Origin of the sequence: Streptomyces sp. PA03-3a (assembly GCF_033792735.1) — a bacterium.
GTDB lineage: Bacteria > Actinomycetota > Actinomycetes > Streptomycetales > Streptomycetaceae > Actinacidiphila.
The window spans coordinates 111,634-129,781 of sequence record NZ_JARAVM010000005.1; the positions used below are offsets into that span (position 1 = coordinate 111,634).

An 18,148-nucleotide genomic window follows, 5' to 3' on the forward strand; every position below is an offset into this window, starting at 1 on the left:
TTGTGGAAGGAACGTTCTATATGATGTCTCCATGACCGAGACGAAGAGCGGGCCTGCCACGACCAGCCGCAGGTCGGAGGCACGGGAGCGGCTGCTGACCACGGCGAGCAGGCTCTTCTACACCGAAGGGATTCGCGCTGTCGGCGTGGACCGGGTGATGGCGGAGGCCGACGTCGCGCGCGGCACGTTCTACCGGCACTTCGAGGGCAAGGACGACCTGGTGCGCGGCTACCTGGACGCCACCGATCAGGACATCCGGGCCCGGGTGGCCGTGGCGGCCGAGAAGACGGGGGGAGGGGCGGCGCTGCTCGATGTCATCGCGCACAGCATCGGCGAGGAGATCTGCGGTCCGGGATTCCGGGGCTGCCCCTTCATCAACGCGGCCGCGGAGTACCCGGATCGGGAGTGTCCGATCCACCAGGCCGTACTGAGGCACCGGGAGTGGTTCCACCAGGCGCTGGAGGACACCCTCGCGACCATGGGCGTCGCGGACCCCCGGCAGTCCGCCGACACGGTGGTCGCCCTACGTGACGGAGCGATGGTCGCGGGCTACCTCGGCGACTCCGGGTCCGCGGCGCGCACCCTGGTGCAGGGTGTCGGCCTGGTCGTCGCGGCGGGCTGAACGCGGTCAGCCCAGGGCGCGCCCGATCCCGCCCTCCCGCGGCCCCAGGAACCGCGGATCCGGGGTGAACACCGCGTCGAACACCGCCTTCACCGCTCCCGCGACCTCGCGGGTGCCGCCGTAGTACCAGGTGGCATCGTGCGGCTCGTCGACCCCAACCCCGTACGCCTCGATCCCGGCGGCCCCGCACAACGCCAGCGCCCGCCGTATGTGGAAGCCCTGGCTCACCAGCAGCGCCCGGTCGACGCCGAAGACGCGCCGGGCCCGGGCACAGGAGTCCCACGTGTCGAAGCCGGCGTAGTCGAGGACGACCTTGTCCCGGGGCACCCCGTGCGCGGCCAGGTAGTCGCGCATCGCGGTGGGCTCGTCGTAGTCGGTGCGGCTGTTGTCGCCCGTGACGAGGACCGCCCGCACCTTGCCCGCCGCCCACAGTTCGGCGGCCGCGTCGAGGCGGTGGGCCAGGTAGGGGGAGGGCTCGCCGTTCCACAAACCCGCGCCGAAGACGACGGCGACGGGCTCCGCGGGGGCGTCCGCGACCGTGCGGACCCGGTCGTCCGCCGTGACCTGGAGCCACGTCGCCGGCAGCAGCGCCAGCACGCCCAGCGCAACGGCGGCCCACAGCAGGTGCCGACGTCCCCGCCTGGACCTCGGCAGCCGCGGCAGCCGCCGCACCCGCCGCACGACGGCCGCCACCCGCGATCCCGGGGTCTTCCGGTTCAGGCTTCGTTCCACGTCCGAGTCGACGTCCCGCACGTCCGTGCGGTTCCATGAAGTTGATGCGTGACGACCATTCCCGCCTCCCGTTCTTCGTGTACGGGACCCTGCGGCCCGGCGAGATCAACCACTCCTGGCTGCTGCGGGGCCGGACGACGTCCGAGACGCCCGCGGTGCTGCACGGCGCGCTGCTCTTCGACGGCCCGGGCTACCCGTACGCCGTGGCCGACGAGCGCGGCCGCGTCCACGGAGACGTGATCCATCCGGCGGAGGACCTGTACCAGGAGGTGCTCTCGGACCTCGACCGCCTGGAGGAGTACAGCCCGGGGGCGCCAGGGAACCTGTACGAGCGGGTCGTCCGCGACGTGCGCACCTACGCCGGGCAGACGCTGCCCGCCTGGGTGTACCTGGCGGCCGCCGACCACGAGCGGGAACTGCGCGACAAGGGCCGCCCCATCGCCGGCGGCGACTGGAAGCACCGCTGACCCCGGTACGCCCTCACACCGGTGCGCGCGACGTGTGAAGCGGCGGAAACCAGTCGTGACGCGGGTGCAACGGGCCGGCAACCCCGGCTCGCGACACTCGGTCCATGACGGCCGAGCAGCCCGCGCCGCACGGCGCGCCAGGACCGGACCACTTCGACAGTACGGCGCAGCTCATGTCCCGGATCACCGCGCAGCTCAGCAGCAGGCTCTCCCGGGTGACGCTGCGCTCCGCGCCGCCGCGCCCCCCGGTGCTGGTCGCCGTCGCGCACGGCAGCCGGGACCCGGAGGCGCTGCGCACCGCGCACGCCCTGCTGGACCGGATCAGGGACCTGCGCCCGGGGCTGCCCGTGCGGCTCGGGCACATCGAGATCGACGAGCCGTCGCTGGACGACGCTCTCGCCGCCCTGAGCGGCGAGGTGGTCCTGGTGCCGCTGATGCTGACCCGCGGCCACCACGTCGAACGGGACGTCCCCGGGGCGCTGGCCCGGGCCCCGCACCTGCGCGGACGGGTCGCGGCGCCGCTCGGGCCGCACCCGCTGCTCGCGGAGGCGCTGGCCGGCCGGCTGGCCGAGGCGGGCTGGTGCTCCGGCTCCGGGCAGGCCGCCCGGCGTGCCGGGGTCGTGCTGGCCGCCGCCGGGTCCCGGAACCCGCGGTCGGCCCGGGACACGCAGGCGACGGCGGCCCTGCTGGGGGCGCGGCTGGGCGGTGGCGTCCCGGTGGTGGCCGCGTACGCGTCGGCTGGACCGGACGTCGCCACGGCGGTGCGCCGGCTGGCGGCCGAGGGCCGGGACCGGGTCGCGGTGGCGTCCTGCTTCGCCTCTCCGGGCCGCTTCGCGACGGCGACGGCCGCCGCGGCGCCGTGGATCGCCGCCGCACCGCTCGGCGCGCATCCGGCGATGGCGGCGCTGGTGCTGCACCGCTACGACCGGGCGCTGGCCGGCACGGCCGGTTCCGCCGCCGCGGCGCAGCCGGCCACCGCGTAGCCACCGGTATCCGGTCGCGCCCGCTAACGTCGCGGTATGGACGCGAACCACCCCGCGGCGGCCGACCACGCCCCCTACAGCGAAGCCGACACCGAACGCTATGTGCCCGAGCCCGACAAGCGGCCCGGCCGCACGTCGTTCCAGCGGGACCGGGCCCGCATGCTGCACTCCGCGGGACTGCGCAGGCTGGCCGGGAAGACGCAGGTGGTGGACCCGGTCGACGACGCCCGGGCAATCAACAGCAGCCCGCGGACGCGTCTGACGCACAGCCTGGAGTGCGCCCAGGTCGGCCGGGAGCTCGGGGCGGCCCTCGGCTGCGACCCGGACCTGGTGGAGACCGCCTGCCTGGCCCACGACCTCGGCCATCCGCCCTTCGGCCACAACGGCGAGATGGTGCTCGCCGAGGTGGCGGCCGGCTGCGGCGGCTTCGAGGGCAACGCCCAGAGCCTGCGCATCCTGACCCGGCTGGAACCGAAGCGGTTCGCCCACGCCGACGACGGCACCCTGGTCAGCGTCGGCCTCAACCTGACCCGGGCGGCCCTGGACGCCGCGACGAAGTACCCGTGGCCCCGCGGCGGCCACCCCACCGATCCCGCCAGCCCGAAGTTCGGCGTGTACGAGGACGACCTGCCGGTCTTCGAGTGGCTGCGCCGCACCGCCCCCGCCGACCGCCCGTACGTGCAGTGCTTCGAGGCGCAGGTCATGGACTGGGCCGACGACGTGGCGTACTCCGTCCACGACGTCGAGGACGGGCTGCACGCCGGCCACCTGGACCCGGCGGTGCTGCTCGCGGAGCCCGAGCGCCGCGAGATCTTCGCCGTCGCCGCCGGCCGCTACGCCCCCGGGGCGGCCGAGGACGAGCTCGCCGAGGCACTGGACCGGCTGCTGGGCATGGAGTGGTGGCCGCACGGCTACGACGGCTCCGCGATCGCCCAGGCCCGGCTGAAGGACGCCAGCTCGCAGCTGATCGGCCGCTTCTGCCTGGCCGCGGAGCGCGCCACCCGGGACGCCTACGGCACCGGCCGGCTCACCCGCCACCGCGCCCAGCTGGTCGTCCCGCGCGACCAGCGGCTGGAGTGCGCCGTCCTGAAGGCCGTCGCCGACCGGTACGTCATGCAGCGCGAGGCGCAGGAGCGGCGGCGCGCCCAGCAGCGGGTGGTCATCGGGGAGCTCGCCGAGGCCCTGCTGGCCCGGGCGCCGGAGGGACTGGACCCCCAGTTCCGCGGCATCTTCGACGCGGCCAAGGACGACCGGGCCCGGCAGCGGGCCGTCGTCGACCAGATCGCCTCGCTGACCGACGGCGCCGCGACCGCCCTGCACGCCCGGCTCAGCGCCTCCCGGTGAGCCCCGCCCGCCCCCTGGTACCGCGCCGCCCCCGCTCCCCGGTCGGCGCGGCACTCTTCACGTCGGCGCCGGGGTGCGGGACGCTCACATGACTGGCAATTGCCAGAGGGAGGGCCGCGGGGCACCCGAGGACACCAGGGAGGCGCACAGTGGTGGACGCAGACCACACATTCGTCATCGTCGGGGCGGGGCTCGCCGGGGCGAAAGCGGCGGAGACGCTGCGCTCCGAGGGTTTCACCGGCCGCGTGATACTGATCGGGGACGAACGCGACCACCCCTACGAGCGACCCGCGCTGTCCAAGGGCTTCCTGCTGGGCAACGAGGAGCGCGACTCGGTCTTCGTCCATCCGGCCGCCTGGTACGCCGAGCACGACGTCGAACTCCACCTCGGCCAGCCGGTCACCGGCCTCGACCGGGCCGCCCGGCGGATCACCCTGGGCGACGGGACGTCCATCCCGTACGACAGGCTGCTGCTGACCACCGGTGCCGAGCCGCGCCGGCTGGACATCCCCGGCACCGACCTGGTCGGGGTGCACCACCTGCGCCGCCTCGCGCACGCCGAGCGGCTGAAGAACGTGCTGACCTCGCTCGGCCGCGAGAACGGCCACCTGGTCATCGCGGGAGCGGGCTGGATCGGCCTGGAGGTGGCGGCGGCCGCCCGCGGCTACGGCGTCGAGGTCACGGTCGTCGAGCCGCAGCCGTGCCCGCTGCACTCCGTCCTCGGCCCGGAACTCGGCGAGGTCTTCGCCGACCTGCACCGCGAGCACGGTGTGCGCTTCCACTTCGGCGCGCGGCTCACCGAGATCACCGGCCAGGACGGCATGGTGATGTCGGTGCTCACCGACGACGGCGAGGAGCACCCCGCCCACCAGGTGCTCGCCGCGATCGGCGCCGCCCCGCGCACCGCGCTCGCCGAGGCCGCCGGGCTCGCCCTCGCCGACCGGGCCGCCGGCGGCGGCATCGCCGTGGACGCCTCCCTGCGCACCTCCGACCCCGACGTCTTCGCCGCCGGCGACGTCACCAACGCCGAACACCCGCTGCTGGGCGGCCGGTTGCGGGTCGAGCACTGGGCCAACGCGCTCAACAGCGGGCCCGTGGCGGCGCGCGCCATGCTGGGCAAGGACGTCCTGTACGACAGGGTCCCGTACTTCTTCACCGACCAGTACGACCTGGGCATGGAGTTCTCCGGGCACGCCTCCCCCGGCACCTACGACCAGGTGCTGGCCCGGGGCGACATGGGCAAGCGGCAGTTCATCGCCTTCTGGCTGCGCGAGGGCCGGGTGCTGGCCGGGATGAACGTCAACGTGTGGGACGTGACCGACACCGTCCAGAAGCTGATCCGTTCGGGCCGCCAGATCGACACCGACGCGCTGGCCGACCCCACGGTGCCGCTGGCCTCCCTGCTGGAGTGAGCGCAGGGGCGACCGCCTAGCATGGCTGCCATGGAGCCCAGGACCGCCGTCGTACCCGTCGAGGAGATCTTCGATCTGCGCTGGAGGGTCCTGCGGCCAGGGCTGCCGCGCGAGTCGGCGATCTTCCTGGAGGACGGTCACCCGCTCGCCTTCCACATGGCGGCGTACGGCGGCGACGGCGGCGACGAGGTCGTGGCGTGCGTCACGCTCTTCCCGGAGCGGCTGCCCGGCGACCCCGCGATCGCGTACCGGATCCGGGGCATGGCCAGCGCCCCCGAGGTCCGCGGCCGCGGCTACGGGGCGGCGCTGCTGCACGTCGCGCTGGAGCAGGCCCGGCGGCGCGGGGCCGAGCTGGTGTGGTGCAACGGCCGCACCTCGGCCCGCGGCTTCTGGGAGGGGCAGGGCTTCACGGCGGTGGGGGAGGAGTTCGTGCTGGAGCCGGCCGGGCCGCACTTCCTCTTCGTCGCCAAGCCGGTCTGACCCTCCGCGGGCCGCGCCGTAGAATCCCTGTGTGGCTGGGCGGATCAGGGACGAGGACGTCAAGACGGTACGGGACGCGGTCCCGATCGACGCCGTCGTGTCCGAGTACCTCCAGCTCAGGAACGCGGGCGGCGGCAATCTGAAGGGCCTGTGCCCCTTCCACGACGAGAAGTCCCCCTCCTTCCACGTGAGCCCGAGCAAGGGGCTCTACCACTGCTTCGGCTGCCAGGAGGGCGGCGACACCCTCGACTTCGTGATGAAGGTCGACCACCTGTCCTTCTCCGAGGCCGTCGAGAGGCTCGCCGCCGTGGCGGGCATCACACTGCGGTACGAGGAGGGCGGCTACACCCCGGGCCGCCAGCAGGGCGAGCGGATCCGGCTGGTCGAGGCCCACAAGGCGGCCGCGCAGTTCTACGTCGAGCAGCTGGGCGGCGCCGAGGCCGAGATCGGCCGGAAGTTCCTCGCCGAGCGCGGCTTCGACCAGGCCGCCGCCGAGCACTTCGGCGTGGGCTATGCCCCGGCGGGCTGGGACCACCTCGTCCGCTTCCTGCGCGGCAAGGGCTTCAGCGATCGCGAGCTGATCGTCTCCGGGCTGGCCAGCGAGAGCCGCCGCGGCGGCGCCATCGACCGCTTCCGCGGCCGGCTGATCTGGCCGATCCGCGACATCACCGGCGAGGTGATCGGCTTCGGCGCGCGCAAGCTGCGCGAGGACGACCAGGGCCCGAAGTACCTCAACACCCCCGAGACGCCGATCTACAAGAAGTCGCAGGTGCTGTACGGCATCGACCTGGCGAAGAAGGAGATCGCCCGCACCAGCCGGGCCGTCGTCGTCGAGGGGTACACCGACGTCATGGCCTGCCATCTCGCGGGTGTCACCACCGCCATCGCGACCTGCGGCACCGCCTTCGGCGGCGATCACATCAAGATCCTGCGCCGGCTGCTGATGGACAACTCCAACGCCGAGGTCGTCTTCACCTTCGACGGCGACGCGGCCGGCCAGAAGGCCGCCCTGCGCGCCTTCGAGGACGACCAGAAGTTCGCCGCCGAGACCTCCATCGCCATCACCCCCGGCGGCATGGACCCGTGCGATCTGCGCCTGGCGGAGGGCGACGCGGCCGTGCAGCGGCTGGTGGACACCCGCACGCCCCTGTTCGCCTTCGCGCTGCGGTCGGTCGTCGCCCGCTACAACCTCGACACCGCCGAGGGCCGGGCCTCCGCGCTGGAGGCGGGCGCGCCCATCGTGGCGGGCATCAAGAACGCCGCCATCCAGCACGAGTACGCGGTGCAGCTCGCCGGCATGCTCGGCATCCTCGACTCGCAGTTCGTGGTGCGCAGGGTCGCCCAGCTCGCCCGCTGGCAGCGCGAACGCCGCCAGTCCGGCGGCCCGTCGGGCCCGGGCCAGGGGCCCCGCAACGGCCCGCCGCAGGGGCACCAGGCGGCTCCCGCCGGTCCTCCCGTACCGAGCGGCCCCCGGCTGGACCTGCGCAGCCCGGCGCACCGCGTCGAGCGCGAGCTGCTCAAGCTGGCCCTGCAGCACCCCGGGCTGGTCTCCCCGGCCTTCGACGCCTACGGGGAGGACGAGTTCACCGCCCCGCCGTACGTCGCCGTGCGCCGCGCCATCACCGAGGCGGGCGGCGCGGAGTCCGCCGACGCCGGGTACCTGGCCCGCGTCCGCGACGTCGCGCCGGACGACACGGTCCGCAGCATGGTGACGGAACTCGCCGTCGAGGCCGTGATGCACAAGGCCCCCGACATCTACGCGGGCGAGGTCCTCGTCCGGGTCCGCCTGCTCGCGGTCGACCGCCGCGTCGCCGAGGTCCGCGCCTCGCTCGCCCGGCTCGGCCCCCGCGCGGACGAGGCCCAGCTCTCGGCCGTACAGGGCGAGCTGTGGGCGCTGCAGCAGTACGGCCAGCGCCTGCGCGAACAGGGCGCCGCGGCCCTCTGAGCCGGGTCGCGCAGCGCCGTCCGGCCCGTGAACGGGCCTGAACGGGCGGGAACGGATGCGAACACCGGCGTGACGAGGGGGTTGCCCTCCGTCACAAAAAAGCGGCGCACGACTCTCGTGGGCTCGGTGTGCCGTACGCCACACTGGGGGCGGTGCAAGAGTCCTCGGAGCGCGGACTGCCGAGCGGTGTCGATGGTGACGCCACCGCGGTACCGCTGACGGCGAACTCCCGGACGGGCCGCGGCGAGGGCGCCGTGACCGTTCCGTTGGCGCGCGTCTCCGAGCCCGTGGCTGCGCTCACCGTGGAGGTCGCTCCCGTGCACATCCAGACCCTGAGGCCCCCGGCGGCCCCTGCCGACGACCTGCTGGAGCGCGTGCCGGAGCAGAACCACGCGGCCGTTCACCCCGAGGAGCCGGCCGGTGAACACGACGAGGCGGTGGCGCAGGCGCGGGCCGAGGCCGCGGCCGAGGCGGGCTCCGACCCCGACCCCGAGTCCGAGTCCGATCCCGACCCGGGACCGGTACGGCGGTCCGGCGACGAGGTCGCCGGCCCGTCCGCCGACCTGTTCCGCCAGTACCTGCGGGAGATCGGCCGGATACCCCTGCTCACCGCCGAGGAGGAGGTCGAGCTCGCCCGGCGCGTCGAGGCGGGCCTCTTCGCCGAGGAGAAGCTGAACAGCACCCAGGACCCCGACTCACGGCTCGCCGTCGACCTCGACCGGCTGGTCGTGCTCGGCCGGATGGCCAAGCGCCGCCTGATCGAGGCCAATCTGCGCCTGGTCGTCTCCGTCGCCAAGCGCTACGTGGGCCGCGGCCTGACCATGCTGGACCTGGTGCAGGAGGGCAACCTCGGGCTGATCCGCGCCGTGGAGAAGTTCGACTACGCCCGGGGCTACAAGTTCTCGACCTACGCGACCTGGTGGATCCGCCAGGCCATGAGCCGCGCCCTGGCCGACCAGGCCCGCACCATCCGGGTCCCGGTGCACGTCGTGGAGCTGATCAACCGCGTCGTCCGCGTCCAGCGCCGCCTGCTGCAGGAACGCGGTTACGAGCCCACCACCGAAGAGGTCGGCGCCCACCTGGAGATCTCCCCGGAGCGGGTGAGCGAGGTGCTGCGCCTGGCGCAGGAACCGGTGAGCCTGCACGCCCCGGTGGGTGAGGAGGAGGACGTCGCCCTCGGCGACCTCATCGAGGACGGCGACGCCGCCTCGCCCGTGGAGTCCGCCTCCTTCCTGCTGCTGCGCGAGCACCTGGAGGCGGTGCTGTCCACCCTCGGAGAGCGCGAGCGCAAGGTCGTCCAGCTGCGCTACGGCCTGGCCGACGGGCGCCCGCGCACCCTGGAGGAGATCGGCCGGATCTTCGGCGTCACCCGCGAGCGCATCCGGCAGATCGAGTCCAAGACCCTCAACAAGCTGCGCGACCACGCCTTCGCCGACCAGTTGCGCGGCTATCTCGACTGAGCACGCGAGAGCCCCCGCCGGCCGGGCCGGCGGGGGCTCGTCTCGCGGCGGCCCGGCGGTCAGTCGACCTCCGCCACGGCCTGCGCGAACTGCGCCGCGTACAGCCGGGCGTAGGCACCGTCACCGGCGAGCAGCTCCTCGTGGGTGCCCTGTTCGACGATGTCGCCGCCCTCCATCACCAGGATGACGTCCGCGTCGCGGATCGTGGACAGCCGGTGCGCGATGACGAAGCTGGTCCGCCCGTGGCTGAGTTGCGCCATGGCCCGCTGGATCAGCACCTCGGTGCGGGTGTCGACCGAGCTGGTGGCCTCGTCCAGGACGAGGATCACCGGGTCGGAGAGGAACGCCCGCGCGATGGTGATCAGCTGCTTCTCGCCGGCACTGACGCCGGTGCCCTCGTCGTCGATGACGGTGTCGTAGCCGTCGGGCAGGGTCCGGATGAAGCGGTCCGCGTGCGCGGCGCGCGCGGCCTCCTCGATCTGCTCGCGGCCGGCTCCCTCGGTGCCGTACGCGATGTTCTCCGCGATGGTGCCGCCGAACAGCCAGGTGTCCTGCAGCACCATGCCGATGCCGGAGCGCAGCTCCTCCCGCGGCATGGACGCGATGTCGGTCCCGTCGAGGGTGATCCGGCCGCCGGTGACCTCGTAGAAGCGCATGAGCAGATTGACCAGGGTGGTCTTGCCCGCGCCCGTGGGGCCGACGATGGCCACCGTGTGGCCCGGTTCGACGGTCAGCGACAGGTCCTCGATCAGCGGCTTCTCCGGCTCGTAGCGGAACGCCACGTCCTCGAAGCGGACCTCGCCGCGTCGCACCTTGCGCAGCGAGAGCGCTTTGGGCTCCGGGCTCTGCTCCTGCGCGTCGAGCAGTTCGAAGACCCGCTCGGCGGAGGCGACCCCGGACTGCACCAGGTTGGACATGCTCGCCACCTGGGTCAGCGGCTGGCTGAACTGCCGGCTGTACTGGATGAAGGCCTGGACGTCGCCGATGGACAGCGCGCCGCTCGCCACCCGCAGGCCGCCCACCACGGCGACCAGGATGTAGTTGATGTTCCCGATGAACATCATCGCGGGCTGGATGACGCCCGAGATGAACTGCGCCCGGAAGCCCGACTGGTAGAGCGCCTCGTTCTGCTCGCGGAAGGACTCCGCGGACTCCTCCTGGCGGCCGAAGACCTTCACCAGGGTGTGCCCGGTGTACATCTCCTCGATGTGGGCGTTGAGCTTGCCGGTGGTCCGCCACTGCTGCACGAACTGCGGCTGGGCCCGCTTGCCCACCGCCGTGGCGACGAACACCGACAGCGGCACGGTCACCAGTGCCACCAGCGCGAGCAGCCAGGAGATCGAGAACATCATCACCAGCACGCCCACGATCGACAGCAGCGCGAAGATGATCTGCCCCATCGTCTGCTGCAGCGTCTGGCCGATGTTGTCGATGTCGTTGGTGGCCCGGCTCAGCACCTCGCCGCGCGCCTGCCGGTCGAAGTACGACAGCGGCAGCCGGGCCAGCTTCGCCTCGACGTCCTGGCGCAGCCGGAAAACGGTCCGCTGGATGACCGTGGTGGCGAGCCGGCCCTGGACGATCGCGAAGACCGCGGCGGCCGCGTAGATCGCGAGGGCGGTCAGCAGCACATGGCCCACGGCGTCGAAGTCGATCCCGGCGCCCGGGGTGAAGTCGGCGGACTGCAGCAGGTCGGCGAGGGTGTCGCTGCCCTGCTGCCGCAGGTGCTCGATGGCCCCGGCCTTGTCGGTGCCGGCGGGCAGCGAACGGCCGAGGACCCCGGCGAAGATCAGGTCGGTGGCCTTGCCCAGGATCCTCGGGCCGATGACGTTGAGGGTGACGCCCAGGGTCGTGCAGGCCAGCATGGCGACGACCAGGGCGCGTTCGGGACGCATCAGCCCCAGCAGCCGCTTGCCGGAGCCCTTGAAGTCCATGGACCGCTCGGTGGGCTGGCCGCTCATGAACCGCATCGGCCCCGCCGCGGGTGCGGGCCCCCTGCGGGGCGCGGGGACGCTCATGCCGCCTCCTGCTCGGTGAGCTGGGAGAGCACGATCTCCCGGTACGTGGGATTGCCGTCCATCAGTTCGCGGTGGGTGCCGGTACCCACCACGCGGCCCTCGTCGAGGACCACGATCCGGTCGGCGTCGCGGATGGTGCTGACCCGCTGCGCGACGATCACGACCGTCGCGTCCGCCGTCTCCCGGCCCAGTGCCCGGCGCAGCGCGGCGTCGGTGGCGTAGTCCAGCGCGGAGAAGGAGTCGTCGAAGAGGTAGATGCCGGGCTTGCGCACCAGGGCCCGCGCGATGGCGAGGCGCTGGCGCTGGCCGCCGGAGACGTTGGTGCCGCCCTGCGCGATCGGGGCGTCGAGCCCGGAGCCGCCGTCCTCCTGCGCGAGCCGTTCCACGAAGTCCCTGGCCTGGGCGATCTCCAGGGCGTGCCAGAGCTCCTCGTCGGTGGCCTCGGGGTTGCCGTAGCGCAGGTTGGAGGCGACCGTCCCGGAGAACAGGTACGGCTTCTGCGGGACCAGGGCGACCGTCTCGGCCAGGTGCACCGGGTCCAGTTCGCGGACGTCGGTGCCGTCGATGAGCACCTGGCCGCCGGTGGTGTCGAACAGCCGCGGCACCAGCCCCAGCAGGGTCGTCTTGCCGCTGCCGGTGGAGCCGATCACCGCCGTGGTCTCACCGGGCCGGGCGATCAGGTCGATGCCCCGCAGTACCTCGGCCTCGGCGCCCGGGTACGCGAAGTCCGCGGCGCGCAGTTCCAGCTCGCCGCGCCGTGCCGGCAGCCGCACCGGCTGGGCGGGCGGGACGACGCTGGGATCGGTGCCGAGCACCTCCTCGATGCGCTCGGCGCAGACCTCGGCGCGCGGCACCATCATCACCATGAAGGTGGCCATCATGATCGACATCAGGATCTGCATCAGATAGCTGATGAAGGCGGTCAGCGCGCCGATCTGCATACCGCCGCTGTCGATCCGGTGGGCGCCGAACCACAGCACGGCCACGCTCGTGACGTTCACGACGGCCATCGCGACCGGGAACATCAGCGTCATCATCCGCCCGGCGCGCAAAGCGACGTCCGTCAGGTCGTCGTTGGCCTTGCGGAACCGGTCCTGCTCGAAGTCGTCCTTGACGAAGGCGCGGATGACCCGGATGCCGGTGATCTGCTCGCGCAGTACCCGGTTCACCGTGTCGAGCCGCTCCTGCATGGAGCGGAAGAGCGGACGCAGCTTCCGCACCAGCAGCAGCACCAGCAGGCCCAGCACCGGTACCACCGCCAGCAGCAGCGAGGACAGCGGCACGTCCTGGCCGAGCGCCATGATGATGCCGCCGAAGCACATGATCGGCGCCGAGACCATCAGCGTGAAGGTCATCAGCACCAGCATCTGGACCTGCTGGACGTCGTTGGTCGTACGCGTGATCAGCGAGGGGGCGCCGAACTGCCCGACCTCGCGCGAGGAGAAGCGCTGCACCCGGTCGAAGACCGAGGCGCGGATGTCCCGGCCGACGGCCGTCGAGGTGCGGGCCCCGTGGTAGACGGCGCCCACCGAGCAGGCGAGCTGGACCAGGGTCACGGCGAGCATGATGCCGCCGATCCTGAGGATGTAGCCCGTGTCCCCCTTCACGACGCCTTCGTCGATGATGTCGGCGTTCAGGGTGGGCAGGTAGAGCATGGCGAGGGTCGCCACGAGCTGCAGTACGACGAGCACGGAGACGGCACGCCTGTAGGGCAGGAGATGGGACCGCAGGAGACGGATCAGCACGACCGATGACCCTATAGTCCGATGGTTGCCGCAGGCACACGGTTTACCGGCTCATGGCCGACACCGGAATCAACCCGGGAACGCCCCCGGATGCGTCTGCTCACGCACCGACACGTACTGCTGCCGCACCGAGTGCCCGATCGGCCCGTCGTCCTCGCCCGGTTCGACCACGGCGTAGTCGGCGGGGTGCCAGTACGGCGGCTGCTCCGGCGAGTCCGTGCCGTTCACCACCCCCAGCGACCACGCCGCCTGCCGGGCCGCGCCCAGCGCCGCGTACTCGCCCGGCGGGGGCACCACGAGCTGCGCGCCCAGCAGCGCCGGGGCCATCGCCCGCACGGCGGGCAGGTCGCCCGCCGGGCCCAGCAGGAAGATCCGGCGCACCTCCACCCCGCGCGCCCGCAGCACGTCCAGCGCGTCCGCCAGCCCGCACAGCATCCCCTCGAACGCCGCCCGCGCCAGGTGCTCCGGCTTCATGCTCTCGCGCCGCAGTCCGTGCAGCGTCCCCGCGGTGTGCGGCAGGTCCGGTGTGCGCTCGCCCTCCAGGTAGGGGAGCAGCACCAGCCCGTACGAGCCGGGCGTGGAGCGCATCGCCAGCTCGGACAGGCCGGCCAGGTCGGTGCCGAGCAGCTCGGCGGTGCCGCGCAGCACCCGTACCGCGTTGCGGGTGTGCACCACGGGCAGGTGGCGGCCGGTCGCGTCGGCGAACGAGGTGATCATGCCCGACGGGTCGCTCAGCGCGTGGTGGTGCACCGCGAAGACCGTCCCCGCCGCGCCCAGCGACACCACGGCGTCCCCGGGGCCGACGCCCAGGCCCAGCGCGGCCGCCATGTTGTCCCCGGTGCCGGCCGAGATCAGCAGCCCCTCCGGGGTCCGGCCGGCCGGCTCGGCGGGCGCCAGCACCTCGGGCAGCTGCACCGGATGGCCGAGGGCCAGTTCCACGATGTCCGTACGCCACCGGCCGGTCGCCGCCGACCAGTAGCCCGTCCCCGAGGCGTCGCCCCGGTCGGTCGTACGCCGCTGGGGGCGGCCCATCAGCTGCCACACCAGCCAGTCGTGCGGCAGCAGCACCTGGGCCGTGCGCTGCGCCGAGGCGGGTTCGTGCCGGGCCAGCCAGCGCAGCTTCGCCACCGGGTACGCGGCCTGCGGCACCGCCCCGACCGCCTCGGCCCAGGCGCCGGGACCGCCCAGCTCCTCGGTCAGGTCGGCGGCCTGGATCTGCGCCCGCTTGTCGTTCCACAGCAGTGCGGGCCGGACCAGCGCCCCGCCGGCGTCCAGCGCCAGCATCCCGTGCTGCTGTCCGGAGACCCCGATGGCCTCCACGCCCTCCAGCATCCCGCCCTTGGCCGCCTCGCCCAGCGACAGCAGCCACGCCTCGGGGTCGACCTCGGTCGGTGTCCCGGCGCCCTCGCCGCCCGGCAGGGGGTGCGGGGCGTGCGTCTGCCGGAGCACGGCCCCGCTCCCGGTGTCGCACACGACCACCGTCGTGCCGGTGCCCGAGCTGTCGATCCCCGCCACAATCCCCATGCGGGCATCATGCCGCACCCGGCGCGTACGGCGGAAAACCGGGCACGCGCGTCAGCGCCGGGCAGTGACGGGCAGTGGCGTCAGGTGTTGCTGGTGCCCCAGTCGTCCTCGCCGGCGGAGCCGTTGCCGCGCACCCGGCGCAGCCGCTCCGCGACCGCCGGCGGCAGCCGGTCCCCGACCTTGGCGGTGACCACGTCCACGGCCTTCACGGCCGCCCCGCGCCCCGCCTGTCCCGCGGACTCCACGCTGTTCCGCACCGCCGGGTTCTGCGCGATGCGCTGGGCGCTCTTGCGCAGCTGCTCGTACCGCTCGCGGCCGGCCCGCGCCCCGAGCACGTACCCGACGGCGACCCCGCTGATGAACGTCAGCCGGTAGCGCATGGCTCCACCCTCTCCTCGTCTCGGGGCTGTGCTTCGCGCCTACCCGCCGTGGCCTGCGGACAACCACGGAGATACCGGTTGGCGGAGCACCCCCCACCTTGCGCTAATGTATGTGTCGCAGCGAGCGCACGCCGTCCGGGATGCCGGAAACGGGTGCATTCGGTGCAAGCGGAGCGATCCCCTGTAGCTCAATTGGCAGAGCAGCCGGCTGTTAACCGGCAGGTTACTGGTTCGAGTCCAGTCGGGGGAGCTCGCGCTCCTCTATCCCCTGTAGCTCAATTGGCAGAGCAGCCGGCTGTTAACCGGCAGGTTACTGGTTCGAGTCCAGTCGGGGGAGCAGCGGTCAAGGACCCCCTCGGGGGTCCTTTTTCGTGCCCCCGGGAACCGATCACCCGGTGATCGCAGTCCACTAGGTGGTGCGTCTGTGACCCGCGAGGGCGACAGATCGTATGAGCAGCTATGCTGCGGCAGACGGCGTGCGCAGGATGGTGACGGCACGCCGTACGGGGCGGTAGCTCAGCCGGTTAGAGCAGCGGACTCATAATCCGTCGGTCGTGGGTTCGAGTCCCACCCGCCCCACCGAGGGTCGCGGGCCCGCAGGTTCGGGACCCGCAGCGAGATAACGAACGAAGCCCCTCCGGGTCACCCGGAGGGGCTTCATTGTTCGTCAGCCGGGCCCCCGCCGCGCCGAGTTGCCGACGCGCCACGCCCGAGGCGCCGTCACCCCGGCGGGCTCTCGCCGGACATGGGGGAGGCCTCGGCCGTCAGCGGGGGCCGGTGCGGTGCGGGGCGGGCGCCCGCGCGATGCAGGCCTCGGCGTCGGCGCAGAGGACCAGGATGCCGCCCGGGCCGGAGCCGGTCTCGACCAGGCGGGAGACGGCGTCCTCGGTGTACGTCTGGCAGCGGGCGCAGGTGCCCGCGACGCGGTCGTCGGCGGCGCTCATCGCGGGCTCTTCCGGTGGCGTCCGCAGCCGCAGTGGGGGGTGACGGCGGTGCCGGGGGAGCCGGGCAGCGTGCAGCGCCGTGGTGCGGGTCCGCGTAGCGCCTGCGCCCGGCCGGCTCCCGGTGTTCCGACCGGGCGGCCGCTCCGGACGCCGCCCCTCGGGTGCGTGTGTCGGTGCTGTGGGGCATGTCGACCCCTTTCGGCCGGGCTCTCTCCATCGACGATACCCCTAGTGCTGGGTAGTACACCCCGGAATTCCACGGATCGCCGGCCAATACGGCGCACGCCTACGGTGCACTCATGATCGACGAGTGGGCAGGGGACCGGCCGAAGTGGGAGCAGATCGCCGACGTGATCCGGCAGCGGATCGCTGACGGCACCTACCCGCCGCGGTCCCGTGTGCCGTCCGTGCAGCAGCTCGTCGCCGATACCGGAGTCGCCGTCGACACCGCGCAGAAGGTCCTCGCGAACCTGCGGGAAGAGGGCGCGATCTACACGGTGCGCGGCCTGGGCAGCTTCGTGGCGGAGCCGCCGCCGGCGGAGGCGTGAGCGAAGGGGCGGTCATGAGATCAGCCTGATGGCGCCGATTGTCGCGGGCATCGTCCTCGACCTCGCCGGCGGCATCGACACCAGGCCCTGAAGGTACGAGAGCGCCCCTTGTCCGGCCCGTCATCGGCCGGACAGGGGGCGCCTCGCGTGGCCGCCGGACGGCCCGTCACACCGTCGAGAGGTCGATCGCCCGGTCGACGTCCGCCGGGCGCAGGACGCGGAGGATGCCTTCGAGCAGGTAGTAGTCGCCGTAGGGGACCGAGACCTTGCGGGTGCAGCGGGCGACGACGGCCTGGGCGCGGGCGGAGCGGGTCGTCAGGCAGGTGCGGGACAGGGCGAGGAGCAGGCGCAGTGCGCTGTCGCGGTAGCGGGCGGTGCCGGTGGCCGCGGCGAGGTCGAGCAGGCCGCAGGCCATGACCGCGCCGGCCGAGGCGTCCTTGACGTCGTTCGGCTGCTGCGGGGCGAGGTAGTCCCAGACCGGTACGTGATCGGGCGTCAGCGCCCCGAGCGCGAAGTCGGCGAGCCTGCGGGCGGTGGCGAGGAACTGCGGGTCGCCGGTGCGGCGGAACATCGTGGTGAAGCCGTAGACGCCCCAGGCCTGGCCGCGTGACCAGCAGGAGTCGGGGCTGTAGCCCTGCACGGTGTTCGGGCCCACGGGGGCGCCGGTGGCCGGGTCGAAGTCGAAGACGTGCGGGGTGGAGCCGTCGGGGCGGAGGAAGTGGCGCTGGGTGGTCCGCGCGTGCGCGACGGCGATGTCGAGGTACGCCGCGTCCCCGGTCTGCTCGGCGGCGAAGGCCAGCAGGTCGAGGTTCATCATCGTGTCCATGATCACGCGGCCCGCGTTGTCCGCGCTGCCGAGCGCGCCCCAGGCCCGGATGAAGCGGCCCGCCGTGTTGTACCGCTTGCTCAGGCAGGCGGCCGCCTGCAGTGCGCCGTCGCGCCACTTGGGGTCTCCGGTGAGGCGCCACGCGGTCACCCAGGACGGGTAGAAGAGGAAACCGAGGTCGTGCGTGCCGGTGTCGGTGCGCCGGGGCGCCAGCCGTTCCGCGGCGGCGAGGGCCAGGGAGCGGAACTGCGCGTCGCCGCTGTGCAGCCAGGCCATCCAGAGCGTGCCGGGCCAGAAGCCGCCGACCCAGTCGCCGCCCGTGGAGTAGGTCCACTTCTCGAACCTGGTGATGACGGGGAACGAGGTCACGGCCGGCGCCACCGCGCGCAGCTTCGTCACGGCGTAGTCCGCCGCCTCCCGCAGCGTGCGGGTGGTCGCCGCCGGGTCGTCGGCGTACGCGGCCAGGGAGTCGGGCCCGCCGGTCGCGGCCCGTGCCGGGGGTGCGAGCGCGGCGGTCGCCGCGGCCGTGCCGGCGGCGGTGGTCAGCAGATGGCGCCGGGAGATGCCCATGGGTGCCTGCCATTCGGAGTGGGGGATGCGCGAGGAGGCCGTGGTCAGCGTGGCATGGCTATGACATGTCTGTACACCTATGTAGCGTGAGTTCCTGTACATGAACGTCGAGGCGGGGTTTCTGGCCGGAGAGGCGCTCTTGACGCCCTAT

At 73.1% G+C, this 18,148-nt stretch carries 16 protein-coding genes and 3 tRNA genes; 12 read left to right on the top strand and 7 right to left on the bottom strand.

The window, feature by feature from the left end; translation table 11 throughout:
* The first annotated feature begins 31 nt into the window (after positions 1 to 31).
* Positions 32 to 622: a TetR/AcrR family transcriptional regulator gene (locus PV342_RS07650; protein WP_400801631.1), complete on the top strand. Its 591-nt coding sequence runs from the start codon at positions 32 to 34 to the stop codon at positions 620 to 622.
* Positions 623 to 628: 6 nt separating this feature from the next.
* Here PV342_RS07650 and PV342_RS07655 read toward each other — a convergent pair whose 3' ends face one another.
* Positions 629 to 1,303 carry a SanA/YdcF family protein gene (locus tag PV342_RS07655; RefSeq protein ID WP_500316439.1) on the bottom strand — a complete coding sequence of 225 codons (675 nt, stop codon included), beginning with the start codon at positions 1,301 to 1,303 and terminating at the stop codon, positions 629 to 631.
* 95 nt (positions 1,304 to 1,398) lie between these two features.
* On the opposite strand from PV342_RS07655, the gene PV342_RS07660 reads away from it, so the two are divergent.
* From PV342_RS07660 to PV342_RS07690, 7 genes are all read left to right on the top strand, one after another.
* Positions 1,399 to 1,821, top strand: coding sequence for a gamma-glutamylcyclotransferase family protein (locus PV342_RS07660; RefSeq protein WP_018556682.1), 423 nt, complete (start codon positions 1,399 to 1,401; stop codon positions 1,819 to 1,821).
* A 104-nt stretch (positions 1,822 to 1,925) separates the two neighbouring features.
* Complete coding sequence (locus PV342_RS07665; protein WP_386993692.1) at positions 1,926 to 2,804, top strand: sirohydrochlorin chelatase; 879 nt, start codon at positions 1,926 to 1,928, stop codon at positions 2,802 to 2,804.
* A 36-nt stretch (positions 2,805 to 2,840) separates the two neighbouring features.
* The gene (locus PV342_RS07670; RefSeq protein WP_400801634.1) at positions 2,841 to 4,148 is read left to right on the top strand and encodes a deoxyguanosinetriphosphate triphosphohydrolase; all 1,308 of its coding nucleotides are present in this window, start codon (positions 2,841 to 2,843) and stop codon (positions 4,146 to 4,148) included.
* A gap of 149 nt (positions 4,149 to 4,297) precedes the next feature.
* Entirely contained in the window at positions 4,298 to 5,560 is a 1,263-nt protein-coding gene (locus PV342_RS07675; RefSeq protein ID WP_500316269.1) for an NAD(P)/FAD-dependent oxidoreductase, read from the top strand.
* Positions 5,561 to 5,590: 30 nt separating this feature from the next.
* A complete protein-coding gene (locus PV342_RS07680) occupies positions 5,591 to 6,040 on the top strand; it encodes a GNAT family N-acetyltransferase (RefSeq protein ID WP_500316271.1) in 450 nt (149 codons plus the stop codon).
* A 31-nt stretch (positions 6,041 to 6,071) separates the two neighbouring features.
* Positions 6,072 to 7,985 carry a DNA primase gene (dnaG, locus tag PV342_RS07685; RefSeq protein WP_360999090.1) on the top strand — a complete coding sequence of 638 codons (1,914 nt, stop codon included), beginning with the start codon at positions 6,072 to 6,074 and terminating at the stop codon, positions 7,983 to 7,985.
* Positions 7,986 to 8,137: 152 nt separating this feature from the next.
* On the top strand, positions 8,138 to 9,445 hold the full coding sequence (locus tag PV342_RS07690; protein ID WP_500316273.1) for an RNA polymerase sigma factor: 1,308 nt from the start codon (positions 8,138 to 8,140) through the stop codon (positions 9,443 to 9,445).
* A gap of 59 nt (positions 9,446 to 9,504) precedes the next feature.
* Here the strand turns inward: PV342_RS07690 and PV342_RS07695 are convergent, their stop codons facing one another.
* From PV342_RS07695 to PV342_RS07710, 4 genes are all read right to left on the bottom strand, one after another.
* Positions 9,505 to 11,460 carry an ABC transporter ATP-binding protein gene (locus PV342_RS07695; protein ID WP_500316275.1) on the bottom strand — a complete coding sequence of 652 codons (1,956 nt, stop codon included), beginning with the start codon at positions 11,458 to 11,460 and terminating at the stop codon, positions 9,505 to 9,507.
* Positions 11,457 to 13,205 carry an ABC transporter ATP-binding protein gene (locus PV342_RS07700; protein WP_386993685.1) on the bottom strand — a complete coding sequence of 583 codons (1,749 nt, stop codon included), beginning with the start codon at positions 13,203 to 13,205 and terminating at the stop codon, positions 11,457 to 11,459. The genes PV342_RS07695 and PV342_RS07700 overlap by 4 nt, the downstream gene beginning before the upstream one ends.
* A gap of 69 nt (positions 13,206 to 13,274) precedes the next feature.
* The gene (locus PV342_RS07705) at positions 13,275 to 14,729 is read right to left on the bottom strand and encodes an FGGY family carbohydrate kinase (protein ID WP_500316276.1); all 1,455 of its coding nucleotides are present in this window, start codon (positions 14,727 to 14,729) and stop codon (positions 13,275 to 13,277) included.
* A gap of 80 nt (positions 14,730 to 14,809) precedes the next feature.
* Positions 14,810 to 15,109 carry a hypothetical protein gene (locus tag PV342_RS07710; RefSeq protein WP_018556692.1) on the bottom strand — a complete coding sequence of 100 codons (300 nt, stop codon included), beginning with the start codon at positions 15,107 to 15,109 and terminating at the stop codon, positions 14,810 to 14,812.
* Between the two features lie 177 nt (positions 15,110 to 15,286).
* Between PV342_RS07710 and PV342_RS07715 the strand changes: the two genes are divergently transcribed.
* The 3 genes from PV342_RS07715 to PV342_RS07725 all read left to right on the top strand — a co-directional run bounded on the left by PV342_RS07715 (position 15,287) and on the right by PV342_RS07725 (position 15,688).
* Positions 15,287 to 15,359, top strand: a tRNA-Asn gene (locus PV342_RS07715).
* Between the two features lie 14 nt (positions 15,360 to 15,373).
* Positions 15,374 to 15,446: transfer RNA gene (locus tag PV342_RS07720), tRNA-Asn, on the top strand.
* A 168-nt stretch (positions 15,447 to 15,614) separates the two neighbouring features.
* Positions 15,615 to 15,688, top strand: a tRNA-Ile gene (locus PV342_RS07725).
* 185 nt (positions 15,689 to 15,873) lie between these two features.
* Here PV342_RS07725 and PV342_RS07730 read toward each other — a convergent pair.
* Complete coding sequence (locus tag PV342_RS07730; protein ID WP_386993683.1) at positions 15,874 to 16,053, bottom strand: hypothetical protein; 180 nt, start codon at positions 16,051 to 16,053, stop codon at positions 15,874 to 15,876.
* Between the two features lie 299 nt (positions 16,054 to 16,352).
* Here PV342_RS07730 and PV342_RS07735 point away from each other — a divergent pair, with 299 nt between their 5' ends.
* The gene (locus tag PV342_RS07735; RefSeq protein ID WP_400801646.1) at positions 16,353 to 16,601 is read left to right on the top strand and encodes a GntR family transcriptional regulator; all 249 of its coding nucleotides are present in this window, start codon (positions 16,353 to 16,355) and stop codon (positions 16,599 to 16,601) included.
* A 166-nt stretch (positions 16,602 to 16,767) separates the two neighbouring features.
* Here PV342_RS07735 and PV342_RS07740 read toward each other — a convergent pair whose 3' ends face one another.
* A complete protein-coding gene (locus tag PV342_RS07740; RefSeq protein ID WP_500316278.1) occupies positions 16,768 to 17,997 on the bottom strand; it encodes a glycoside hydrolase family 88 protein in 1,230 nt (409 codons plus the stop codon).
* Between the last annotated feature and the right edge of the window lie 151 nt (positions 17,998 to 18,148).

What these genes read in the sequence shown, in the direction of transcription:
- PV342_RS07650 (WP_400801631.1), top strand. Translation starts at nt 32, where the DNA reads ATGACCGAGACGAAGAGCGGGCCTGCCACGACCAGCCGCAGGTCGGAG.
- PV342_RS07660 (WP_018556682.1), top strand. Translation starts at nt 1,399, where the DNA reads ATGCGTGACGACCATTCCCGCCTCCCGTTCTTCGTGTACGGGACCCTG.
- PV342_RS07665 (WP_386993692.1), top strand. Translation starts at nt 1,926, where the DNA reads ATGACGGCCGAGCAGCCCGCGCCGCACGGCGCGCCAGGACCGGACCAC.
- PV342_RS07670 (WP_400801634.1), top strand. Translation starts at nt 2,841, where the DNA reads ATGGACGCGAACCACCCCGCGGCGGCCGACCACGCCCCCTACAGCGAA.
- PV342_RS07680 (WP_500316271.1), top strand. Translation starts at nt 5,591, where the DNA reads ATGGAGCCCAGGACCGCCGTCGTACCCGTCGAGGAGATCTTCGATCTG.
- PV342_RS07695 (WP_500316275.1), bottom strand. Translation starts at nt 11,460, where the DNA reads ATGAGCGTCCCCGCGCCCCGCAGGGGGCCCGCACCCGCGGCGGGGCCG.
- PV342_RS07705 (WP_500316276.1), bottom strand. Translation starts at nt 14,729, where the DNA reads ATGGGGATTGTGGCGGGGATCGACAGCTCGGGCACCGGCACGACGGTG.
- PV342_RS07710 (WP_018556692.1), bottom strand. Translation starts at nt 15,109, where the DNA reads ATGCGCTACCGGCTGACGTTCATCAGCGGGGTCGCCGTCGGGTACGTG.
- PV342_RS07730 (WP_386993683.1), bottom strand. Translation starts at nt 16,053, where the DNA reads ATGAGCGCCGCCGACGACCGCGTCGCGGGCACCTGCGCCCGCTGCCAG.
- PV342_RS07735 (WP_400801646.1), top strand. Translation starts at nt 16,353, where the DNA reads ATGATCGACGAGTGGGCAGGGGACCGGCCGAAGTGGGAGCAGATCGCC.
- PV342_RS07740 (WP_500316278.1), bottom strand. Translation starts at nt 17,997, where the DNA reads ATGGGCATCTCCCGGCGCCATCTGCTGACCACCGCCGCCGGCACGGCC.